This window comes from Dyella sp. AtDHG13 (genome assembly GCF_003201105.1).
Classification (GTDB): Bacteria; Pseudomonadota; Gammaproteobacteria; order Xanthomonadales; family Rhodanobacteraceae; genus Dyella; species Dyella jiangningensis_B.
In genome coordinates this window covers 269415-292049 of sequence record NZ_QICJ01000002.1, presented here as the reverse complement: position 1 = coordinate 292049, position 22635 = coordinate 269415, and the positions used below count along the sequence as shown (strand labels likewise).

The following is a 22635-nucleotide window of genomic DNA, read 5'->3' as shown; positions in this document are numbered from 1 at the left end:
CAGATCCGCACCGAATTTCCAATCAGCCCCTCTTGGAGCGTCTGCCATGTCGTCAACCTCCCAGGTCGTGAACGTGCTGGACTTCATCCCGAAGCCCGAGCATGCCGCCATCAAGAAAGGCAACAGCAGTTACGACTGCACGCGGAACATCCAGTCGGCCATCGATGCCGGTTCGCGCGTCTACATTCCATCCGGTGTCTATCCGGTGACGCAGCTGAACCTGAAGTCGAACCTAGAAATGTATGGCGACGGCGAATCCAGCGAGCTCAAGGCGCTGGATGATTCGCTGGCCTGCGAGTTCATGGTCGCCACCTATGTCAAGGACGGCGGCACCAGCAACCCGGCGGACAACATGCGCCATATCCACCTGCACGACTTCAAGCTCAATGGCCGTGTCGATGAGTTCGGCTATTCGCAGTACTACTACCTGCTGGCCGTCAATGCGACATCGGACCTTACCGTCGAGCGTGTGCTGTTCCGCGGCTTTCGCGGCGACGGCATGTACGTGGGCTCCGGGACGCTCAGGGGCACCGAGCGGCACAACCAGCGCGTCCTGGTGCGCGGCTGCACGTTCGACGGCGTGGTGAAGGACAACCGCAACGGGCTGTCCATCATCGATTGCGATCACCTCATCGTCGACAGCTGTGTCTTCAGGAACATCGGCAATGCCCAGCTTTCGCACTCGGTGGGCGGCATCGATTTCGAGCCGGACCACGACTGGAGCGTGTATCGCGACATCCTCATCATCCGCTGCAAGTTCATTGACATCAGTTCCACCAATACCGCCGGCATCACGTTCTTCAACGGCCACCAGAAGAACGGCAACATCCATAACTGGGTGGTCAGGGACTGCCAGTTCGAGAACTGCTACTGGGGCATCGACACCTCCGCCAAGCCGAAGACGCTCGACAGCGAACCGGACAACCTCACGGTGCTCAACTGCCGCTTCACCAACTCCGTGCGCTGGGACATCTCCGTGGGCGGGCTGAGCAACGTGCAGGTCAGTGCGTGCATCTTCGAGCGGGCGCCGGGATCGGGCCCCGGCGGCGACGCGATACGCCTGGGCGCCATCGCCTCCAAGACCAGCCGCAACGCCATCAAATCCGTGATCACGGGCAATCAGTTCACCGGCATCAAACCGCAGATGGGCGCCATCGGCGTTCTGGGCGCCACGGGCCTGGTGTGCGCCGGCAATGTCTTCGTGGACATCTACGGCTCCTGCATCAATTTCTCCGAAGACGAATCACCGGATGACAAGCGCAAGATCGATCAGGTGGTGATCTCCGGCAATGTCGCGCGCCTGAGCTCGGCGGCGCTGGCCAAGGCCGTGCCGATGTCCTTCCTGAGCACGAGCGCGCAGATGCGCATCACGCGAGGGAAGCTGGCGCTGGATCAGTCCTTCGAGTACGACAACAGCGTGGATGCGGGTGTGCGCAAGGTGGCCAACGCGGCGGAGATCAAGTTCCTCGGAACCATGCCGTCGTCGTGATTCCGGCGGCGGGGCGGAATACGCCCCGCGTCTTGCTGCACGCCGCAGTACGGGAGAGCTACTGCCTGCCGGACATCATGGACGATGTAGCCCGGCCATCGTCCAGCGAGCGGCGCGGCGCGACGTGGACCGTCTTTGGCCGGATCTTGATCGCTGCTTTCGCCTGGGCCGCGTTCTTACGCTGCGCAACGGCTTCCTGCCGGAACCACACGCGCGTCACGATCAGGCCATAAGCGAACATGATGATGACGAAGGCCGTCAGGTGAACGCCGGAAGAGGGCGTCAGCTGCTTGAGGATCGCTCCCGTGGCGGCGATGGACGCCGCCATGAGGACAAGGACCATCAGGGTGGTCCGAGGGCCGAGTCCGGCACGCAGGAGAATGTGATGTATGTGGCCGCGGTCGGGCTTGAACGGCGACTTGCCCTGGCTCATGCGGCGGCACATCACCGATAGCGTGTCGCACACCGGCAACCCGACGCACCAGAGCACGTCGACCGGCGTCAACCGCGCCTGAGGCGATTGGCTCATGTGGATCAGCGCCCACGCAAGCAGATAGCCAATGAGCATGCTGCCGGCATCGCCAAGGAAGATCTTGTTTCCCACGATGCCGAGATTGGCCATCAGGTAAGGGATGGACGCGGTGCCGAGCAGGATCAGCAGGATCAGCGTGCTGCGCAAGGTACCAGTGCCGGAGAACAGCGCGATGGATGCGATGGAAACCAGGGCGAGGCTTCCGGCCAGGCCGTCGATGCCGTCCATCATATTGAACGCGTTGACCAGGCCGATGATGGCGATGATGGTCACCGGCGGGCCCAGCCAGTCGAGGTTGATTTCGTGCCCGAACAGATTGCCCAGCGTGTGGATGTACACGCCGGAGATGGCGATGACGCCGATCACCGATGCTGTCTGGATCAGCAGGCGTCCGCGCACGCTGAGGTCGAAGCGATCATCCAGCGCGCCGATCAATGTGAGCAGGAACGACGTGATGATGATGGACTTCTCGAACCAGTGAAACTGCCCGTAGCAGGCCGCTCCCACCGTGACGCCCATGAAGATGGCGAGGCCGCCCACCAGCGGAACGTCGCCGACGTGCTGCTTGCGCGTGCTCGGATGATCGACCAGTCCGAACAGTATCGCGTAACGTCGCAATATCACCATGGCGATTGCCGTGGTGCACGTGGCAACAAGGCAATCAACGAGGATGCTAGGCTCCTGCACGGCAGATCCCTCCCGCGGGTTTGCATGAGCCCCCTGATTTTTTGTACGGCCTTGCCTGAACTCGTTCAACCAGGGAACGGGTTCCAATGGATGCTTCAGGTCACGGCGGCGCCGTGAGGTGAACGTATGACTGGGATTGGGCGGTGGCGAAGAAGGCGTTTTTTCTTCCTACCGGCAACGAACGTAACATGATTTGATGAAGTCTTTGTTTCGTGGGTTGCGTTCATTCAGGCCATTGTCGTTCAGGTCGTTTTTTCGTTAATCGCCGGCTTGCACGGCATTCGCCGTCGCCGGTGTTCATGCAAACGCATGCCGCGAAAGGGCGAGTGTTTCGAAGAGTCGTGCATGGCTTTCATGAACGAACTCCTCAGTGCGTTGCGCTGTAGTTGGCGGCAGCGGCGCTGGTGATCAGGCTCGCCGAGGGCAGGATCTGGCTGATCACGCGGTTCCAACGGGTGATGCCGGCCGCACCGACGAAGACGACGTCGCCAGGCTTGACCATGAACTGATCGGCGAGCGCGAAGGCCGTGGGCGAACGCGCGTCGAGCTGAAACACCTTGGGCGGCGTGTTCTCGAAATTGTTGGCGCCGCGAATGACGTAGACCTCCTTGCCATTGGACGTGGTCGGATTGAGTCCGCCGACGCGGCCAATGGCCTGCGTGAGCGAAAGGCTGGCCACCGTGCGGAAACCGACCTGGGCAGGGCGCATGACCTCGCCCATCACGTAGACCTCGCGGGTATCGTTGTACGGCATGAAGATGCGGTCGCCGGGCTTCAGGTAGATATCCTTGGTGATGCTCTGCGTGTCGCCGAAGCCGGTGAGGTCGACGTGGTAATCGTGCCCGTCGCGGCTCACGATGAGGTTGGAGATATTCGCCTGGTCGGGGTTGATGGTTGCATAGCCGATAGCCTGGCCAAGCGTGAGCGGTACGGCGGTAATGCTCTGGGGATCCGTCTTCATGAATGCCCCGATGAAAGTCACGTGCTGGCTGTTGTAGCCGACGACGTTGACGTCGACCTGCGGACGCTCGACATATTTCGCGAGTTTCGAGGTGAGCGCCTGGCGCAGTTCCTCGATGGTCATGCCGGCAACCTTGATGCTGCCGATATAGGGATAGAACAAGGTTCCGTCGGAGCGCACCAGTCGACCATTGGCGGCGGTCTGCTGCTGCACGCCTGCCGGCGAGGTGAGTTCGGGATGATCCCAGACCGTGATGTAGAGCGAATCGCCGGGGCCGATGCGGTAGGGCTCGGGCTTGTAGTCCAGCAGCGCCTGCGGTATCGCGGCGTTCAATGCCGCCGCGTGATTGGCCTGCAGCAGCTGTGGCGTGATGTCCACCAGTTCGATCTCGCTGCTGTCCTTGGGTGTTCCGCGAACCACTCCGTTGCTGGACATCTGTTGCCCCGGGGCCCACACGCATCCGTTCACAAGCAACACATTCGCAAGAATGAGCAAGGCGTATTTGGTTTTCACGGTCTGCGAACTCCTCTTTGAAAAGTAAGCCGCTTGGCGATCGATCCCTCGGACGGCACGTGGTCGACAGGGTCGTCACATATCCGTTGTTCCCTTGCAGCGGCCAGAGAGATGGCTGTGGACATCGATGAAGAACGGTTTCGTCACTCTCGTGATCGCCTGCTTCCGATGCTGCTTGCGCCGTACGTCACTGCGTGAGTGGCGTGGTAAGTGGGTGTTGAGAAATGACACAGCTATCGTGAACAGGCAGTTACCATGAATTGATAAAACTGAATATGGCCTGCACGCGCGAGATGCGCGGACGAACTTCGTTCATTCACATCGGTAAGTGCGCCGCACCAATGAACACGAACAAAACTGCGTTTTTGTTTGGACGTCTTTTTGCTTCGACGATTTCCTAGACTCAAGTCGCTTTTGACCGCCCGTTGACAGGCCTCCGCCTTGGGCGGGCCGGCAAGTGAAGGTTGCGTGGTTTCGGTTGTCGGCTGCGGTTGTTCGCAGTCATGCGCCAGGCGCGCCGCGCAAGTTATGCGAAAGCAAGCCGGAAGTTCGGTGGGGCGACGCCGATGCGCCGCCTGGAGAAAGACCGCTGCCACTGCGATGCACGGAGAGGCACGCAAAGGCTGCCCGTGATGACACGCATGCGCCTGGGCCATCGCGTCATCCCAAGCGGGGAGGGAGCATGAAGGTACTTGTCTGCGGTGGTGCGGGTTATATCGGAAGCCACACCTGCGTGGCGCTGCTTCAGCACGGCCATGAGGTCGTGATCTTCGACAGCCTGGTGAACAGTTCCCCGTTCGCCGTGGAGAACATCAATATCCTCGGCAAATCCAGCGCGCGCTTTGTGCTGGGCGATGTTCGCGACCGTGACGCGCTGGAGGCGGTGCTGGCCGAGGGTTTTGACGCGGTGATTCACTTCGCGGGCCTGAAGGTGGCCTGCGAGAGCCTGGAAAAGCCGCTGGTCTATTTCGACAACAACATCGTCGGCACGCTGACCCTGCTTCAGGCGATGCAGGCGACGGGCGTGAGGAATCTTGTGTTCAGCTCTTCCGCATCCGTCTACGGGCAGCCCGACCGGGTGCCGATCAGCGAGAACGCGCCCTTGCGGGTGATCAACCCATACGGACGATCCAAGCTGGTGATGGAGCAACTGATCGGCGAGTTCTGCCTGGCCGATCCGCGGTTCAGCGCCATCCTGCTGCGCTATTTCAATCCGGCCGGTGCGCATCCCAGCGGCCAGCTGGGTGAGGACCCATCAGGCAGTCCCAGCAATCTCGTGCCTTACGTGGCGCAAGTGGCGGCGGGGCTGCATGCTCACTTGAGCATCTTCGGCAACGACTATCCCACGCACGACGGCACCGGCGTGCGCGACTACATCCACGTGATGGATCTGGCGGACGCACACATGAAAGCACTTGACAGGTTGGATGGCGGCGGTTGCATCGTCATGAACCTGGGTGCCGGACGGGGTTACAGCGTGCTCGACGTGGTCGCCGCGTTCGAGCGCGTGTGTGGGAGGCCGGTGCCTTACGTATTCGAGGATCGCCGCCCGGGCGATGTGGCCGAGGTATGGGCCGATCCCTCGCTGGCCGAAAGGACGCTAGGCTGGCGTGCCCGTTACGGCTTGCGCCGCATGTGCGAGGACGCGTGGCGGTGGCAGATCAAGCATCCTCACGGCTTTCGTCGCGAGGAAGCGCGGCGGCTGTCTCTCCGTCGGCTTTCCGCACCGTAGCGACAAGTCCGATCACGGCGTTTCGTCGCGCAGCGCCTGTTCTATGCGTTGTGCCACGGCGTAGGCATCGCCGGAAGGCTGGTCCGGGTAATGCTGGACACCGCGGTTCCAGGTGTCACCAAGGGAAAACCAATCGGTGGGCGTTACCGGTGTGCCGGTGCGGAGTTCCTGTTCGAGCTTGCTGAAATAGGTGGCCCAGCGTACGCGGTAGTAATCGCGCGTCAGCCCGGCCCAATCCTTGTTGCCGTAGTCATGCAGACTGGCTCCTTCGCTGGCCTTGCGGTCACCCCAGGTGGTGAGCAGGGAGCGGGCATCGTAGCGAAGGCGCGCGCCTTCCTCCGGCGACGAGGCCCAGCCATCGGCACGCGACAACCAGCCGCCCACCAGGAAGAAGCGCTGGGTGGAGAGCAGCTCGTCCTGCAGATCCATCCAGTGCAGCCACCGTTGCGTGAGTTGATGAAATCGCTCCCTGTCCTTGCGCTCGTAGGCGTCCCTGATCTTCGGCAGCAGCGCGCGGCTTTCGTTGGCGAGCGTCTGGCGGGCGATATCCACCAGATCGTAGGTGTAGGTGGCGCTGCCGCGAAGCGCGGGCGCGACCTTCAGCATCTCGGGCAAGGCACGCCTGAACGCACCCGCGTCATAACGCATGGCCTCCGGCGACCAGTTGGACGCGCGATTGGCCGCCAAGCTTGGCTGTGCGTTGAACAGCGACTCCTGCGCGGCATCGCGCTCGCTGTTGAACGGCACCTGGTCGATGCGGATGTCATAGGCCGTGGAAAGCAGAACCTTCCACGCAGCGAGCGCGTGGGGATCGGCCGCGCCGTAGCGACGTCGCACGTAATCGGCGGTCCATGCGCTGGTCTCGACCGGCTCGCTACGCCAGGCCATTTCCGTGAACAGGTCGAAGGCGAAGGAATTGGTGTCCATGCCCTCGGTGAAGATGGCGGTGCCGGCCATGTTGGCGTTGGCGCGACCCATGCGCTGCAGGCGTTCGGTGATGTTGCGGGTGTTGGCGCCCAGCGTGGTGCGGCCGCCGAACTCCCAGATGCCGCCGAAGAGAAAGGGCGCATCCTGGAAATCCTTCTGGCGATCGTCGCGCGGCACGCGGTCGTGATCGATGTCGATGATCAGCAGGTGTCGCCGGTCAACACCGGACAGCAACTCCTGGCGCGGGTTGCCTTGCCAGGCCAGCATCATCCAGCGTGCATCGGGGTGCGCGTCGAGCAGTGCACGCTGCACGGCACGGGCGGCATCCGCCACCGGTACGTCGCCGGATTCGCCGCCTTCCTGGAATACCTCCATGTCGTAGATGCCGCTGTCGCCAAACAGTTCGCGCTGATGCTTGTAGAACGAGGCGGCCAGCCTGGCGAACATCGGATCGCGTGGATCCAGCCAACCTGGCCGGGTGAAACCCGCCCATTCGCCCTGGGGCACCACGTGCGCCTGCGGGAATTTCTTCGCGAAGTCGGCGGGCACGATGCCGTAGAAGCCAGGCATGACGGGCGTGATGCCCAGTTCGCGCAGGCGCGCGATGATTTGCTGCGCCGACGCCGCGCGCTTCTGCATCAGGCTCTGGCTGATGGGGCCATTGAAGCAGCAGAGGTTGCCCATGAGCTGCCAGTTCTGGTGGGCCGGGAGTGTGATCCAGCGGCGGATGTCCTCATCCGCATAGCCCGCGTCACGAAACGTCTGGTACAGCACGCTGTCCATCCCGCGTTCGATCAGGATGGCGTTGACGCCCGACAGTGCGAGCACATCGATCTCGCGTTCCCAGCGCGGCCAGTCCCAGTAGGGCGTGGTATAGCCGTCCACGTTTTCGTTCAGCGCATAGCGCTGCGCGTAGACCGCCTTGCCCTCGATGGGCTTGTCGGGCAAGGGGAAGGCAGCGGAGCCGATGCGGTCTTCATTGGGCGAGATCTGCACGTGCGCCACGTACTTCAGGTACCAGTTCACGCCGAACAGCAATGCGCTGGGCGTGCTTCCTTCCACCTTGATGTGGCCATTCGCGGCGTTGATGCGGAAGTGTTCGTCATCTCCATCGGCGGGCAGGGCGCTGAGCTCGAACTGCGCGGCCTGCCGCGGAAGAAGCCGCTGGAGTACCGCCTGTTCCGGCGCGGTATCGAAGCCTGGCCGATCCGATGCGGGGGCAGCGGCGTTCCAGCAAAGACATCCGGCGAGGACCATGCCGGTCCATAAGGCATGCAGGCGCATGGGCTATTCCGTGTGTGTGCGGACGGCCGCATCGTATACCGTCGCGAACGCCAGCGATGCAGCACACCAACAAGGTGCCTGCCATTCGGCGTAGGCTTGTGAGCCTCACCGTCAGGAGGGTCGAGCAATGCTTCGTCGTACCTGTAGACCGTTCGTGTGCTTCTTCGCCTTGCTCTCGTTCGCCGTGATGGCTAAAGCGGCGGATACCACGCCACCCTCTAGCGACGTGTCGTTGCAGCAGGCGGTCAATGGCAGCTGGCGTTCGGAGGCCAACCGGGCGCGCGACGTCTATCGGCATCCCGTGGAGACGCTGCAGTTTTTCGGCATCCGCCCGGACATGACCGTGATCGAACTGTCGCCGGGCGGCGGCTGGTACACCGAGATACTGGCGCCGTATCTTGCCGCGCACGGGCAGCTGATCGAAGCGGCGCCGCCGAAGGCCGAGAAGTTCCATGCCAAGCTCAAGGGCAATCCGGCGGTATTCGGCCATATCGCCAAGGTCATTCCGTTTGCGCCGCCCGACGAGGTGAAGCTCGGGCCCAGCCAGTCGGCGGACATGGTGCTGACGTTCCGCAATACGCACGACTGGTTGATCAACAGCCCCGACACGCTCGCCGCGGTGTTCAAGTCGGCCTACGACGTGCTCAAGCCCGGCGGCGTGCTGGGCATCGAGGAGCATCGCGCCAGGCCTTTCTCCGATGGGCAGGCCGTGGCCGCGGCGCTGCATCGCATTTCCGAGGACTACATGATCGCGCAGGCCACCAAGGCGGGCTTTCGCCTGGCCGATGTATCGCAGGTCAATGCCAACCCGAACGATCCGGAGGACATCAACGTGCATCGTTTGCCGCCCGACCTGTCGGGGCCGGAAAGCGAGCACGCCAAGATGAAGGCGGTGGGTGAGTCCGACCGGATGACGCTGAAGTTCGTCAAGCCGTAGTGCTCCTGCTCGATCCGCGTTGCGGCTGACAGCCGCGCCGAGTGCAAGGCCAGCGGGTGCTCAGGTTACCGGCGCCCGCTGGCACGATCCTTGATTCTCCCTATCGCAGAGAACAACAACATCCCCCGCATGGAGTCTCCACGCACCGGATGCCGCCATTCCCGGCGGTGATGGGGCGGCTGTGCCTGAATCGTGGTTGCTGCGATGGAAATGAATTTCACCCTAGTCGATGAATTCGGCCAGCCTATCGAGGTGTTCTGCGAGGTATTCGAGCGCGGAGAATCGGTGTATTGGCGCGCCTGGCTCTACGGATTCGCCACCTTGCTGGAAACCCTGGACGGCCACGCGCCCGACGATACGGTCATCGCGGGACAGATCCAGGCAGAGATCATGCTGCGCGGCATCCGCGCACATGCTGACCCTCAGGGGCACTAACTGACCCTTCGCCTCGGCCGCCGTGGAGGCTCGATCTGGCTATGATCGAGGCTTCGCATGGTCAGGAGAAGCAGGGTGGCGACTTCAGCGAGCCGCAAGGTGCTGGAAGGAAAGTGCTACTGCGGCGACGTGGGCTATCAGGTCGAGGATGCGTTTCTCTACGCGGCCTATTGCCATTGCTCGCAATGCAGGCGCACCACCGGCTCGGCCTTCAAGCCATTCGCCGGCATCGAGCGGTCGAAACTGCGCTTGCGGGAGGATGCGGGAAAGCTGCTCATCGTGGGTGAGGACAACGGGCACGACGCGCATTGCGCGCGCTGCGGCTCGCTGCTCTATTCGGTGGTGCGCGAAGGCGCGTATGTCCACGTCGCGCTGGGAACGCTGGTGGATGCGCCGTCCATCCGCCCGGACAAGCACATCTTCGTCGCCTCGAAGGCACCCTGGTTCGAGATCACGGACGGGCTTCCGCAGTACCCTGAATTTCCCGACTGACATGAAAAACCCCGCATCATGCGGGGTTTTCGTATCAGGCGGTCAGGCCGGCCAGCGACTGGAGGCGACTCTGGTAGGCCGTATCCGTTTCCCGATAGAGGCCGGACCACGGATCCAGCACATAGCCCTCGGCCGGGTCGGGTGAAACGCGCCGGGCGTGGGGGTGTTCCGCGCTGGCAATCGGCGCATCAAGGGTCGTCGGATCCATATGCACTCCTGGTGGTTGTCGCGTGGGAAGTTCAGCCTAGCGAGCCGATCGTTGGCCGGCGGTTAAGCTGCGCGGCCGTTTCCGCGAACGCATTTCTTATGAAATTCCTAGGAATCCAGCGGTTTTTGACGATCCGATGACCGTGCGATGGCAAAGCATGCTGCGGTAGCGCGGGCGCGTGCGGTATCCACGCGTTTTTCCGGTGATGCCGAGGCGTGCGAGAATGGTCGTCCCTCCGCGTCGCGACGCCTGTTTCGATGGCTATCAACAAAGATGCTTACCGGCAGTTTCAGGAAGAACTGGCCGCACTCGACAAGGAGAAGGAAAAGCGCCGCCAGGACGCCGGTAAAACGCCGATGGAGCGCGCGCGTAGCGAGTTCCTCGCATTGCGCGAGCGCTACCACCTGAGCGTTGCCGACGTCGTGGCGTTTTTTCCCGAAGAGGAAGGCATCACCTATCTGCAGGGCCTGATCGCGGCGTCGTCCGACAAGCCGCCGCGCAAGCGCCGCGTCAGCCGCAAGGCGGAGCAGGGCGACTGAGCGCACTTTGCCGACGGCGGCGGGAACGCTAGGGCCTGTTAGCACTATTTGCGTGGCCCGCGCTGAGATCTTTTTGCCCGCCAGACAAGGAAGAACGAGGGCACGCGGGGAGTGGCCATGGATGGCCACGGTGTTGAGGAGCGAGGAGTGTACGTCCGTACACGACTGAGTGATGACGCGGTATGGTGGGCAAAAAGACCCAGCCCGAAGGGTTGCTTGTCCGTGGCCACCCGGCGGCAGCGCGCGGCTTGACCTGGCAGCCAGCCAGGTCAGCGCCACGCACCACCACCAGCTGGCCACGGACAAGCAACGCGGGCTACGCAAATAGTGCTAACAGGCCCTAACATCCGCCATCCCCAGCGAAGATGGTGCCCGGATGTTGCGTCGCGCGTTCGTTGCCATGGTTGCCCTGATGTGCGTCGATGCGCGGGCGCAGGAGGCCGTGCCCACGGTGTTTGCGCCGGGCGTGATTTCAGGGCCATTGCACGACAGCGCGCCGGCCTTCACGCCGGATGGGCGCACCGTGTATTTCACGCGCAGCGATGGCCCCGATTCCCGCATCCTGGTCAGCCATCTCGACAACGGCCACTGGTCCGCGCCGGTCACCGCGCCATTCTCGGGACAATGGAGCGACATGGAGCCGGCCATGTCGCCGGACGGCCGCTTCCTCGTGTTCGTGTCCAATCGCCCTCGCAGCGTGGGCGGCAAGCCGCTGGATGGCTTCTTCATGGGGCGCAGTTTTCCCGGGCATGGCGGCAACCTGTGGAAGGTCGCCTGGGAGAACGGCAAGTGGGGCGAGCCCGTGCGACTGCCGGACGTGGTCAACCGCAGCGATTCGACCTTCGCGCCTGCGGTGGCGGGCGACGGCAGCCTGTATTTCATGCGGCCTGCCGCGGATCCCAGGCATTTCCAGCTGTTTCGGGCGGGCTGGCATCGCGGTGGCTATGAAGAACCGCAAGCGGTGCCTTTCAGCGACGGGCACGTCACCGACGTCGACCCGGCGGTGGCTCCGGACGAATCCTTCGTGGTGTTCGGCTCCAGCCGTTCGCCGGCGCGGCAGATCGATCTGTTCATCGTGTTCCGCGACCAGGGCGAGTGGGGCACGCCCATTCACCTGGGCAACGGCGTGAACAGCGCCGGCTCCGATGCCGAGGCGCGCCTGAGTCCCGACCACCAGACGCTGTATTTCGCCAGCGATCGCCTAGCGGGCATCGAGCCCGGCACGGTGCGGGCGGACTGGGACAACGGCAAGTACAACATCTGGCAGATTCCACTGACGCCGTGGCTGGAGGCGCACGCGAAAGCGCCGCACTGAACGGCGCCCCTTGCTGTCGCCATGACACCCCGATAACAGGCGTTTTGCGATACAGACGTCCAAAGCCAACGGGATGTTGACCATGATCGAACAGATCCCCGGATTGCCGGCCGGCGCACTGGGCTTTCGCGCGAGCGGGCAGGTCTCGGCCACCGATTATTCCAACGTGCTGGTGCCGGACATCGAGGCGGCCTTTGCGGTGAACCGCAAGCTGCGCCTGCTCTATCACATCGGCCCCGAGTTCACCGGTTTCGACGCGGGCGCCATGTGGGAAGACGCGCAACTGGGCTTTCGCCATTTCAGCGGCTGGGATCGCGTGGCGCTGGTGACCGACGTTAACTGGCTGCGCCTTACCGCGTCGGCGATGGGGTTTGCGGTGCCGGCGGAATTTCGGCTGTTCCACAACGCCCAGTACGACGAGGCGTTCGCCTGGATCAGCGAGCCGCGGCCGGCCGAGGACGATGGGAACAAATGAAACTTTTGGCGGCGCTTGTCAGCCGTCCAGACATGTGGTGAAGTCCACGCCATGTCCAGCATCCACGCCCAACTCGTCGCCATGACCGTCGCTTCCGCGTCGGCGGCTGCTTGCCTGCGCGCGCTGAACAATAACAACGCCAATAACAATACCCGCATCGACGGGTGGGCCGGCGTGTAAGCAAGGGAAACACATACACACGCAAAAAGGCCCGCTCCCAGCGGGCCTTTTTGTTTTTACGCCACGCGAAAAACCATCAGGAAACCCAGTCATGTGTTCGATCTTCGGCATGTTCGACCTGCAACCCGGCGATGATCTGGCGGGCTTGCGCCAGCAGGCGCTGGAACTGTCCCAACGGCAGCGCCATCGCGGCCCGGATTGGAGCGGCGTGTTCGTGGATGCGGGGGTGATCCTCGTGCACGAGCGCCTTGCCATCGTCGATCCGGCCAGTGGTGCGCAGCCGCTGCGTTCGCGCGACGGTGCGCTGGCGCTGGCGGTCAACGGCGAGATCTACAACCACCGCGAACTACGCGCCGCCAGTGGTTACGACTTCACCACGGGTTCCGATTGCGAGGTCATCAACGCCTTGCATCGCGAAGGCGCGACACCCGCCGAGTGGGTATCCCGGCTCAATGGCATTTTTGCGTTTGCGTTGTGGGACAGCGCCGAATCGCGTTACGTGATCGCGCGCGATCCCATCGGCGTGTGCCCGCTGTACTGGGGACACGATGGCGAGGGACGCCTGTGCGTCGCGTCCGAGATGAAATCGCTGGTCGGCCTATGCCATGACGTCGCGTCGTTCCCGCCGGGACATGTCTACGACAGCGCCGACGGCGAATTGCGCCGCTATTACCACAAGCCCTGGCGCGACTACGCGGTGACGCAAGGGCATGAGGTTGCTCCCGCGCAGCTGCGTGCCGCTTTCGAGCAGGCGGTGCACCGGCAACTGATGACCGACGTGCCGTATGGCGTGCTGCTGTCCGGCGGGCTGGATTCCTCGCTGGTGGCGGCGTGCGCCGCGCGTTTCGCGCGCCATCGCGTGGAGGACGACGACCGCGCGGAAGCCTGGTGGCCACGCCTGCATTCGTTCGCGATCGGCCTGGAGGGTTCGCCCGACCTGGCCGCCGCACAGGTGGCGGCGGATGCGCTCGGCACGGTGCACCACGGCTTCGTCTACACCTTCTGGGAAGGCCTGGACGCCTTGCCCGAAGTGATCCGCCATATCGAAACCTATGACGTGACCACCATCCGCGCGTCGACGCCGATGTACCTGCTCGCGCGGCGCATCAAGGCCATGGGCGTGAAGATGGTGCTGTCGGGCGAGGGCTCGGACGAGATCTTCGGCGGCTACCTGTACTTCCACAAGGCGCCTTCGGCGCAAGCCTTCCATGAGGAAACCGTGCGCAAGCTCGATGCGTTGCACAGCTACGACTGCCTGCGCGCCAACAAGTCGATGATGGCCTGGGGCGTGGAAGCGCGCGTGCCGTTCCTGGACCTGGACTTCCTCGACGTTGCGATGGGCATGGATGCGCGCCACAAGATGGCCGGTGGCGGGCGGATCGAAAAAGCCGTGCTGCGCGAGGCCTTCCAGGGCGCCTTGCCCGACGCGATCCTGTGGCGGCAGAAGGAGCAGTTCAGCGATGGCGTGGGCTACGGCTGGATCGATGGCCTCAAGGCGCATGCCGAGCAGGCGGTGAGCGACCGCGAATTCGCCGCAGCGGCGGCACGTTTTCCGCACAACACGCCGGCCACCAAGGAGGCGTACCTGTACCGGCGTATCTTCGAGCGCTTCTATCCGGGGCAGGCCTGTGCGGAAACGGTGCCGGGCGGCAAATCCATCGCCTGCTCGTCGCCTGCGGCGCTGGCGTGGGATCCGGCGTTCGCGGCGGCGGCCGACCCCTCGGGCCGGGCCGTGCGCGATGTGCACCAGCAGGCGTTGGCGTAGGGCGGCTTCGGGCGCGGCGGCAGCAGGCTGCCGCTCCGTTGGTTTCCGTTGGCCGATGATGCTCGAAGGTGCGGCGCAGGCCACGGTCGGCCGGTCCCGAGCCGCGTGGCCTCTGCTACCATAGACGACCGTTTTCCCATGATTTCCCATCCATGATCGAAACCAATCCGATCCTTGCGCAGATCGCGGACCTCAAGGGCCGCGTCGAGTCGCTTAGGGGGTATCTTTGACTACGCCACCAAGCGTGAGCGTCTGGAAGAAGTAAGCCGCGAACTGGAAAGCCCCACCGTGTGGGACGACCCGCCGCGCGCGCAGGAACTGGGCCGCGAACGCGCCCGCCTGGACACCATCGTCAGCGGCATCGACGCGCTGACTTCCGGCCTTGCCGACGCCGGCGAACTGCTGGAGATGGCCGCCGCCGACAACGACGAGGGCACGGTGCAATCCGTGGTCGACGACCTGAAGGGTCTGGAAGCCAAGGTGGGCAAGCTGGAATTCCAGCGCATGTTCTCCGGCAAGATGGACGCCAACAACGCCTTCGTGGATATCCAGGCCGGCGCCGGCGGCACCGAGGCGCAGGACTGGGCCGAAATCCTGCTGCGCATGTACCTGCGCTGGGCCGAGTCGCGCGGCTGGAAGACCGAGCTGCTGGAAGTTTCCGGCGGCGAAGTGGCCGGCATCAAGTCCGCCACCTTCCGCGTGGAAGGCGATTACGCCTACGGCTGGCTCAAGACCGAGATCGGCGTGCATCGCCTGGTGCGCAAGAGCCCGTTCGATTCGGACAACCGCCGCCACACCAGCTTCACCTCGGTGTTCGTGTCGCCGGAAGTGGATGACGACATCGACATCGACATCAACCCGGCCGACCTCAAGACCGACGTGTACCGTTCGTCGGGCGCCGGTGGCCAGCACGTGAACAAGACCGAATCGGCCGTGCGCATCACGCACATCCCGAGCGGCGTGGTGGTGGCCTGCCAGACCGAGCGCAGCCAACACGCCAACCGCGATCGCGCCATGAAGATGCTGGCCGCCAAGCTCTATGAGCTGGAGATCCAGAAGCGCAACGCCGAGAAGGACGCCCTGGAAGCCTCCAAGTCCGACATCGGCTGGGGCAGCCAGATCCGCAACTACGTGCTGGACCAGAGCCGCATCAAGGACCTGCGCACCGGCATCGAGCGCTCGGACACGCAGAAGGTGCTGGACGGCGACCTGGACGAATTCGTCGAGGCCAGCCTGAAATCCGGCCTGGACGCGGGCGCCAAGCGCGTGGATGCCTGATCGCGAGCCACTGGATATGCCGACGGAGGCGTTGCCCACATGAACAGCAGGAAGACGTTCCCGATTCTGGTCGTGTGGGCTGCCCTGGCGGCATGCCACGGCGTGGCCCATGCGCAGGACAACGGTTCTGCCAGCCAGGGCATCAAGCAAGATGCACGCACCGCCGGCCAGAAGGTGGGCGATGCCGGGCGCGATGTCGGGCATGCCACGCGGGATGCTGCCGTGTCCGTGGGGCACGGCGCACGCGATATGGGCGTGGCGGTGGGGCATGGCACGCGGGATGCCGCCGTGACCGTGGGCCACGGCGCGCGCGACGGATGGAATGCCACCAGGCACGCGGTAAAACACGCGTTCGGCAAGGACGATTGAGCGTCGAGGGCGCGCAAAGCCGCCGCCCCGACGATGCGATGACCAACAAGAGATGCGTCCGCCATACGGCGCGGGCGCCGGAAGCTACGGAAACCCCATGACTGAACCGACCGATATCCAGCCCATCGACGAGAACAAGCTGATCGCCGAGCGCCGCGAGAAACTCAAGGCGTTGCGCGGGCAGGGCGTGGCGTTTCCGAACGACTTCAAGATGGACGCCTTCGCGGGCGACCTGCAGGCCGAGTTCGCCGACGTGGAGAAGTGGACCGCCGAGGCCATCGAGGCCCTGAACCGCAAGGTGAAGGTGGCGGGCCGCGTTATCCTCAAGCGCGACCAGGGCAAGGTCGCCTTCGTGCAGATGCAGGACTTCAACGGCCGCATCCAGCTGTTCATCCACCAGGGCACGGTGGGCGAGGACACCTACAAGGCGTTCAAGGGCTGGGACATGGGCGACATCGTGGGCGCCGAAGGCACCCTGATGCGCACGCGCACCGGCGAGCTGTCGGTGAAGGTCGAGAAGCTGCGCCTGCTCACCAAGAGCCTGCGCCCGCTGCCGGACAAGCACCACGGCATGGCCGACGTGGAGCAGCGCTATCGCCAGCGCTATGTCGACCTGATCGTCACCGAGGAAGCGCGCCGCACCTTCGCGTTGCGCTCGAAGATCATCGGCTTCATCCGCAAGTGGCTCGAGGCTGAGCCGCGCCGCTTCATGGAAGTGGAAACGCCGATGATGCACGTGATCCCGGGCGGCGCCACCGCGCGTCCGTTCGTCACGCACCACAACGCGCTGGACATGGACCTCTACCTGCGCGTGGCGCCGGAGCTGTACCTCAAGCGCCTGGTGGTCGGCGGCTTCGACCGCGTGTACGAGATCAACCGCAACTTCCGCAACGAGGGCGTGTCCACGCGACACAACCCCGAGTTCACCATGCTCGAGCTGTACCAGGCCTACGCCACGTACACCGAGATCATGGACCTCACGGAGGAAGTGATCCGCGAGGCGGCGAAGAACGTCATCGGCACCACCAGGCTGGTGTGGGAAGGCAACGAGATCGACGTGGGCCCGGCGTTCCGTCGCTGGAGCATGGAAGACGCCGTGCTCGAGCTGAATCCGGAGATCAAGCGCGAGGAGCTGCGCGACCGCGAAGCCATGGCCGCGCACGCCAAGCGACTGGGCTGCCAGGTGAAGGCCGATTTCGGCTGGGGCCGCCTGTTGCTGGAGATCTTCGAGAAGACGGTGGAGCACACACTGATCCAGCCGACCTTCATCACCGACCATCCGGTGGAAGTCTCGCCGCTGGCGCGCGAAAGCGACACCAACCCGGGCATCACCGACCGCTTCGAATTGTTCATCAACGCCAAGGAGCTGGCCAACGGCTTCTCCGAGTTGAACGACCCGGAAGACCAGGCGGCCCGCTTCCAGAAGCAGGTGGAGGCCAAGGCCTCCGGCGACGACGAGGCCATGCATTTCGATGCAGACTACATCCGCGCGCTCGAAGTGGGCCTGCCGCCCACCGGCGGCCTGGGCATCGGCATCGACCGCTTGGTGATGCTGCTGACCGGTTCCGCGTCGATCCGCGACGTGCTGCTGTTCCCGTACATGCGCCCGGAGGCCTAAGCCGATGCAGAACCGTTCCCTGCGACAGAACACGATGCCCGGCCTGTTCGCCGCCGGGCTGGCCATTCTGGTGCTGGGGGCGTGTTCGCCGTCGTCCTCGCAGTCGCAGGACGAACATGCCGCGGGCGCGGCAGCGCCCGCGCCCGCCGCCACGGTGGCCGCGCCGGCGCCTGCCTCCACCGCGGGAACGGATGCGGATGCCGATGCCGACGACGCGGTGATCGAAAAGGTCAGCGCGGTGATCCGCAAGCACAAGCTCACCTCGCTGAGCGACGAGTGCCTCGATTACATGGTCGATGACTCCGACGGCGCCACCATCGACATCGACGTGCATGAGAAGCACGACGCCAAGTGCGGTGGCGACCCGAACACCTCGCCGCGCCTGTTCTCGTTCAAGCTCGATCGCGCCAGCGGCCAGCTGACCACCGACGCGCTGGACCTGGCGGACGGCGATTTCCAGCCCATCCAGTAAGCCACGCCGGCTGCCGTCCTTCGCGCCGGATCGCGTGATCGTGCGTCCACTCCGCTAAACTTGCCGGTTTCGACCTTCGCGGGAGCTTCGCCATGTGGTTTGCCATCGTCGGCACCGACGTCCCTGATTCGCTGGAAAAGCGCAAAGGTGCGCGTCCGGCCCATATCGAGCGCCTGCAGAAGCTGCTGGACGAAGGGCGCCTGTTCGTGGCCGGCGCGTTTCCGGCCATCGAGTCGGAAGACCCGGGCCCGGCGGGTTTCACCGGCAGCCTGATCCTGGCGCAGTTCCCATCGCAGGCCGAGGCGGAAGCCTGGGCCAAGGACGATCCGTACGTCGCCGCCGGCGTCTACGCCAGCGTCAGCGTCAAGCCGTTCCGCAAGGCGTTGCCGCCGGCATGAGCGCGGCCATGGTCGAACAGATCCGCGAGCGCCTGCAGCAGGCGCTCGATCCCGTGGTTCTCGAGGTGCTGGACGAGGGCCACAAGCACGCCGGGCATGCCAACGAGGGGAAGGGGCATTTCCACGTGCACATCGTCAGCGCGGCCTTCGCCGGCCAGCTATCGATCAAGCGGCACCGCCTGGTATATGCGGCCCTGCAGGGGCTGATGGACAACGGCATCCACGCGCTTTCCATCGACGCGAAGGCGCCGGGCGAATAAGCGTCCCGGCCGCCGCCTTAGGCGATCTGGCTGGTTATTTCCTGACCAGAGGATGGTGCCAGGGCCGGTGATTCGCTGCTCCTGCCGCGCCGGTCGGGAAACGCTTCCCGAGAAACGCTTCCATAACATTGGTTTACACGCCAGTGTTAAAGTGAAACATAGTCGCCGAACGCATTGCGGCAGGGGCCTGCGTTTGGCACAGTGACCCATCGCCCGGCGTTCCCGGGCTTCACCTATTTGGCTGCTGACGCCCGCATGCGCCTGACCACGATCAAACTCGCCGGTTTCAAGTCCTTCGTGGACCCGACCACGCTCCACCTGCCGACCAACATGACCGGCGTGGTGGGGCCCAATGGCTGCGGCAAGTCCAACATCATCGACGCCATCCGCTGGGTGATGGGCGAGAGCGCGGCCAGCCGCCTGCGCGGCGATTCGCTCACCGACGTGATCTTTTCTGGTTCCAACGCGCGCAAGCCGGTGGGGCAGGCGACGGTGGAGCTGATCTTCGACAACGCCGACGGCACCATCCAGGGCGAGTACGGCCAGTACGCCGAGATTTCGGTGAAGCGCCAGGTGACGCGCGACGGCCAGTCCGCGTATTTCCTCAATGGCGCGCGCTGCCGCCGCCGCGACATCACCGACCTGTTCCTGGGCACGGGCCTGGGGCCGCGCAGCTACTCGATCATCGAGCAGGGCATGATCAGCCAGATCGTCGAGGCCGCGCCCGACGAGCTGCGCACGCATCTGGAAGAAGCCGCCGGCATCTCCAAGTACAAGGAGCGCCGCAAGGAAACCGAGAGCCGCATCAAGTCCACCCGCGAAAACCTCGACCGCGTGCGCGACGTGCGCGACGAAGTGGACAAGCAGCTCGAGCACCTCAACCGCCAGGCCCGCGCCGCCGAGCGCTGGAAGGCGCTGAAGGAGGAGCAGACGCGCAAGGAAGCCGAGCTGCGCGCGCTCGAATACCGCGGTCTCAAGAGCCAGCACGACCAGGAAGGCTCGGGCCTCAACGCGGCCGAGGTGGAGATCGAGAAGCACATCGCCCAGCAGCGCCATCATGAGGCGCAGATGGAGACGGTGCGCGAGCGCCACACCGAAGCCACCGAGCATCTGAACAAGGTGCAGGCCGAGGTGTACAAGGTCGGCGCCGAGATCGCGCGCGTGGAGCAGCAGGTGCGCTTCAACCGCGAAACGGCGGAGCGCCTGCAGCGCGCGCAGGGCGAGACCGAGCGCGAACACGCCGAGCTCGCCGAGCACATCGCCAACGACCGCGCACAGGTGGAAACGCTGCGCATGGCACTGGCCGAGGGCGAACCCAAGCTCGAAGCCCTGCAGCAGATGCAGGACGACACCGCCGAATCGCTGCGCGACACCGAAGCCAAGCTCGCCGACTGGCAGCAACGCTGGGATGCGCACACGCGCACCGCCGGCGAATCCAGCCGCGCCGCGGAAGTGGAACGCACCAAGCTCAACTACCTCGACCGCCAGGCGATGGACCTGTCGCGTCGCCGCGAAACGCTGGAAGCCGAGCAGAAGGCGACCGACATCGCCGCGCTCGATGCCGCCGCCGAACAGCTGCACACCGAGCACGACACGCAGCGCGAGCGCGTGGAATCGCTGGGCAGCCTGCTCGATCAGCACAAGCTGGCGCACGAAAAGGTGCTGGACGAAGAGCGCCAGGTGCAGTCCGCGCTCAACGAGGCGCGCCAGCAGCTGCAGACCGCGCGCGGCCGCCAGGCCTCGCTGGAAGCCTTGCAGCACGCGGCCCTGGGCCAGGAAGAGAGCGCCGCTAGCGGCTGGCTTGCGCGTCTAGGCCTGGACAAGTCACGCCGTCTCGGCGAATCGCTGCAGGTGGAAGCGGGCTGGGAAACAGCCGTCGAAACCGCACTGGCCGGCTTCCTGGATGCCGTGCTGGTCGATGAATCGCATACGCTCGCCGCGGAATTCGGCGCGCTGGAAAACGCCGACGTGGCCCTGGTCAACGGGGCGGAAGGCGGCGCCAACACGGCAGGCACGCTGGCCGCGCACGTGCGCGGCCCGGCGGCGGCGCTGTCGATACTCAATCACGTGCTCACGGCCGATTCCATCGAGCACGCGCACCAGATCGTCGCCGGGCTTTCCGCGCTGGCGCCGTACCAGTCGGTGATGACGCGCAACGGCGAATGGCTGGGGCCGGGCTGGGCGCGCGTGCGCCGCGCGCAGGGCAACCAGGTGGGCGTGCTGGCGCGCGAGCGCGAGATGCGCACGCTGGCCGAGCAGATCCTCGCGCTGGAAGATCGCATCGAAGAAGCCACCCACACGCTGGACGACCTGCGTACGCGAAAGTTCGAGGCCGAGCGTGCGCGCGACGACGCGCAGCGCGAGCTGTACAACGCGCACCGCCGCCAGTCGGAACTGGCCGGCCAGGTGCAGAGCCATCGCGGCAAGATGGAAACCGCCCGCGCCCGCGCCGAAAAGGTGGCCGGCGAAATCAGCGACCTGATCACCCAGCTGGATGAACTGCAGACGCAGACGGGCGAAGCGCGTGCGCGCCTGGAAGAGTCCGTCGGCTACATGGGCGATCTGGAAGACCAGCGCCGCGAGCTGGAAAACGAACGCCGAGCCTTGCTCGAGGCACGTGAGGAAGCGCGCATGAACGCGCGCGAGGCCGCCGACCAGGCGCACGCGCTGGCGCTGTCGATGGAGTCCAAGCGCTCCTCGCTCACCTCGCTGGAGCAGTCGCTGGCGCGCATGGAAACGCAGCTGCGCCAGATCGAGGCGCGCCGCACCGAAATCGCCGAGCAGCTTGCCGCCGGTTCCGACCCCATCGCCGAACTGGAAGCCGAGCGCCAGACCTATCTCGACCAGCGCCTGCTGGTCGACAAGCAACTGGTGGAGGCGCGCCGCGCGCTGGAAGACTGCGACGGCGAGTTCCGACGCCTGGAGCAGGAACGCCAGCGCATCGAGCACTTGCTCAATGGGCTGCGCGAAAACCTTTCGCAGAAGCGCCTTGCCGCGCAGGCACTGCAGTTGCGCGCGGAGCAGCTTGCCGAAGCCATCGCCGCTTCCGGTCTCGAACTGGAACCGCTGCTGGCTGAACTGGCCGAGGATGCCGACGCCAGCCAGTGGCGCACGCAGCTGGCCGATATCGGCCAGAAGATCGTCCGCCTGGAGCCGGTGAACCTTGCCGCGATCCAGGAACATGCCGAGCAGAGCGAGCGCAAGACCTATCTCGACAACCAGCTCACCGACTTGGCCAATGCCATGGAAACGCTGGAGTCGGCGATCAAGAAGATCGACCGCGAAACGCGCCAGCGCTTCAAGGAAACCTTCGACCGCGTCAACGCCGGCGTGCAGGAACTGTTCCCGCGCCTGTTCGGCGGCGGCCATGCGTACCTGGAACTGACCGGCGACGACCTGCTCGACACCGGCGTGGCGATCATGGCGCGTCCGCCGGGCAAGCGCGTGTCCAACATCACGCTGCTCTCGGGCGGCGAGAAGGCGCTCACCGCGGTGTCGCTGGTGTTCGCCATCTTCGGCCTCAATCCCGCGCCGTTCTGCCTGCTGGACGAGGTGGACGCGCCGCTGGACGAGGCCAACGTGGGCCGCTTCTCCAATATGGTGAAGGAGATGAGCGAGAAGGTGCAGTTCATTTTCGTCAGCCACAACAAGGCCACCATGGAAGCGGCCTCTCAGCTGTGCGGCGTGACCATGCGCGAGCCGGGCGTATCGCGACTGGTGCAGGTGGATCTTGCCGAAGCAGCTAAACTTGCGGGCGCAGCTTGAGGAC

21 protein-coding genes are annotated in these 22635 nt (G+C 64.6%); 17 read left to right on the top strand and 4 right to left on the bottom strand.

Annotated elements, in window-relative coordinates; genetic code table 11:
• Positions 1-46 precede the first annotated feature (46 nt).
• A complete protein-coding gene (locus BDW41_RS04090) occupies positions 47-1489 on the top strand; it encodes a glycosyl hydrolase family 28-related protein (protein ID WP_074546773.1) in 1443 nt (480 codons plus the stop codon).
• Positions 1490-1547: 58 nt separating this feature from the next.
• Here BDW41_RS04090 and BDW41_RS04085 read toward each other — a convergent pair whose 3' ends face one another.
• Positions 1548-2648, bottom strand: coding sequence for an undecaprenyl-phosphate alpha-N-acetylglucosaminyl 1-phosphate transferase (locus BDW41_RS04085; protein ID WP_083337499.1), 1101 nt, complete (start codon positions 2646-2648; stop codon positions 1548-1550).
• A gap of 427 nt (positions 2649-3075) precedes the next feature.
• On the bottom strand, positions 3076-4104 hold the full coding sequence (locus tag BDW41_RS04080) for a polysaccharide biosynthesis/export family protein (protein WP_074546772.1): 1029 nt from the start codon (positions 4102-4104) through the stop codon (positions 3076-3078).
• Positions 4105-4864: 760 nt separating this feature from the next.
• On the opposite strand from BDW41_RS04080, the gene galE reads away from it, so the two are divergent.
• Positions 4865-5914, top strand: a complete 1050-nt coding sequence (gene galE / locus BDW41_RS04075) for a UDP-glucose 4-epimerase GalE (RefSeq protein WP_074546771.1) — start codon at positions 4865-4867, stop codon at positions 5912-5914.
• A 12-nt stretch (positions 5915-5926) separates the two neighbouring features.
• On the opposite strand, the gene BDW41_RS04070 is transcribed toward galE, so the two are convergent.
• Complete coding sequence (locus BDW41_RS04070) at positions 5927-8125, bottom strand: alpha-N-acetylglucosaminidase (protein ID WP_074546770.1); 2199 nt, start codon at positions 8123-8125, stop codon at positions 5927-5929.
• 127 nt (positions 8126-8252) lie between these two features.
• On the opposite strand from BDW41_RS04070, the gene BDW41_RS04065 reads away from it, so the two are divergent.
• The 3 genes from BDW41_RS04065 to BDW41_RS04055 all read left to right on the top strand — a co-directional run bounded on the left by BDW41_RS04065 (position 8253) and on the right by BDW41_RS04055 (position 9989).
• Entirely contained in the window at positions 8253-9062 is an 810-nt protein-coding gene (locus BDW41_RS04065; protein ID WP_074546769.1) for a class I SAM-dependent methyltransferase, read from the top strand.
• Between the two features lie 210 nt (positions 9063-9272).
• Positions 9273-9497 carry a hypothetical protein gene (locus BDW41_RS04060; protein WP_074546768.1) on the top strand — a complete coding sequence of 75 codons (225 nt, stop codon included), beginning with the start codon at positions 9273-9275 and terminating at the stop codon, positions 9495-9497.
• A 75-nt stretch (positions 9498-9572) separates the two neighbouring features.
• Positions 9573-9989 carry a GFA family protein gene (locus tag BDW41_RS04055; RefSeq protein ID WP_233496766.1) on the top strand — a complete coding sequence of 139 codons (417 nt, stop codon included), beginning with the start codon at positions 9573-9575 and terminating at the stop codon, positions 9987-9989.
• A gap of 34 nt (positions 9990-10023) precedes the next feature.
• Here BDW41_RS04055 and BDW41_RS23320 read toward each other — a convergent pair whose 3' ends face one another.
• Positions 10024-10197, bottom strand: coding sequence for a hypothetical protein (locus BDW41_RS23320; protein ID WP_158536974.1), 174 nt, complete (start codon positions 10195-10197; stop codon positions 10024-10026).
• Positions 10198-10412: 215 nt separating this feature from the next.
• Between BDW41_RS23320 and BDW41_RS04050 the strand changes: the two genes are divergently transcribed.
• The 12 genes from BDW41_RS04050 to smc all read left to right on the top strand — a co-directional run bounded on the left by BDW41_RS04050 (position 10413) and on the right by smc (position 22631).
• Positions 10413-10736, top strand: coding sequence for a 2-hydroxyacyl-CoA dehydratase (locus BDW41_RS04050; protein ID WP_343125748.1), 324 nt, complete (start codon positions 10413-10415; stop codon positions 10734-10736).
• Positions 10737-11136: 400 nt separating this feature from the next.
• Entirely contained in the window at positions 11137-12051 is a 915-nt protein-coding gene (locus BDW41_RS04045) for a hypothetical protein (protein ID WP_233496765.1), read from the top strand.
• A gap of 82 nt (positions 12052-12133) precedes the next feature.
• Positions 12134-12526: an STAS/SEC14 domain-containing protein gene (locus BDW41_RS04040; protein WP_074546764.1), complete on the top strand. Its 393-nt coding sequence runs from the start codon at positions 12134-12136 to the stop codon at positions 12524-12526.
• 51 nt (positions 12527-12577) lie between these two features.
• Complete coding sequence (locus tag BDW41_RS23830; RefSeq protein WP_255412956.1) at positions 12578-12706, top strand: hypothetical protein; 129 nt, start codon at positions 12578-12580, stop codon at positions 12704-12706.
• Between the two features lie 91 nt (positions 12707-12797).
• Entirely contained in the window at positions 12798-14471 is a 1674-nt protein-coding gene (asnB, locus tag BDW41_RS04035) for an asparagine synthase B (protein ID WP_074546763.1), read from the top strand.
• 152 nt (positions 14472-14623) lie between these two features.
• Positions 14624-15749, top strand: a protein-coding gene (gene prfB, locus BDW41_RS04030; RefSeq protein ID WP_110301528.1) for a peptide chain release factor 2 whose coding sequence is annotated in 2 segments (ribosomal slippage) — positions 14624-14698 and positions 14700-15749 — 1125 coding nt in all. Because the reading frame shifts where the segments join, the coding sequence is not laid out codon by codon here.
• Positions 15750-15788: 39 nt separating this feature from the next.
• On the top strand, positions 15789-16118 hold the full coding sequence (locus BDW41_RS04025) for a hypothetical protein (protein WP_074546761.1): 330 nt from the start codon (positions 15789-15791) through the stop codon (positions 16116-16118).
• Positions 16119-16215: 97 nt separating this feature from the next.
• Positions 16216-17736 carry a lysine--tRNA ligase gene (lysS, locus tag BDW41_RS04020; RefSeq protein WP_074546760.1) on the top strand — a complete coding sequence of 507 codons (1521 nt, stop codon included), beginning with the start codon at positions 16216-16218 and terminating at the stop codon, positions 17734-17736.
• Between the two features lie 4 nt (positions 17737-17740).
• On the top strand, positions 17741-18208 hold the full coding sequence (locus tag BDW41_RS04015) for a hypothetical protein (RefSeq protein WP_110301527.1): 468 nt from the start codon (positions 17741-17743) through the stop codon (positions 18206-18208).
• Positions 18209-18300: 92 nt separating this feature from the next.
• Positions 18301-18606 carry a YciI family protein gene (locus tag BDW41_RS04010; RefSeq protein WP_074546759.1) on the top strand — a complete coding sequence of 102 codons (306 nt, stop codon included), beginning with the start codon at positions 18301-18303 and terminating at the stop codon, positions 18604-18606.
• Positions 18603-18866 carry a BolA family protein gene (locus tag BDW41_RS04005; protein WP_074546758.1) on the top strand — a complete coding sequence of 88 codons (264 nt, stop codon included), beginning with the start codon at positions 18603-18605 and terminating at the stop codon, positions 18864-18866. The genes BDW41_RS04010 and BDW41_RS04005 overlap by 4 nt, the downstream gene beginning before the upstream one ends.
• 255 nt (positions 18867-19121) lie before the next feature.
• Positions 19122-22631, top strand: a complete 3510-nt coding sequence (gene smc / locus BDW41_RS04000; protein ID WP_074546757.1) for a chromosome segregation protein SMC — start codon at positions 19122-19124, stop codon at positions 22629-22631.
• Positions 22632-22635 lie beyond the last annotated feature (4 nt).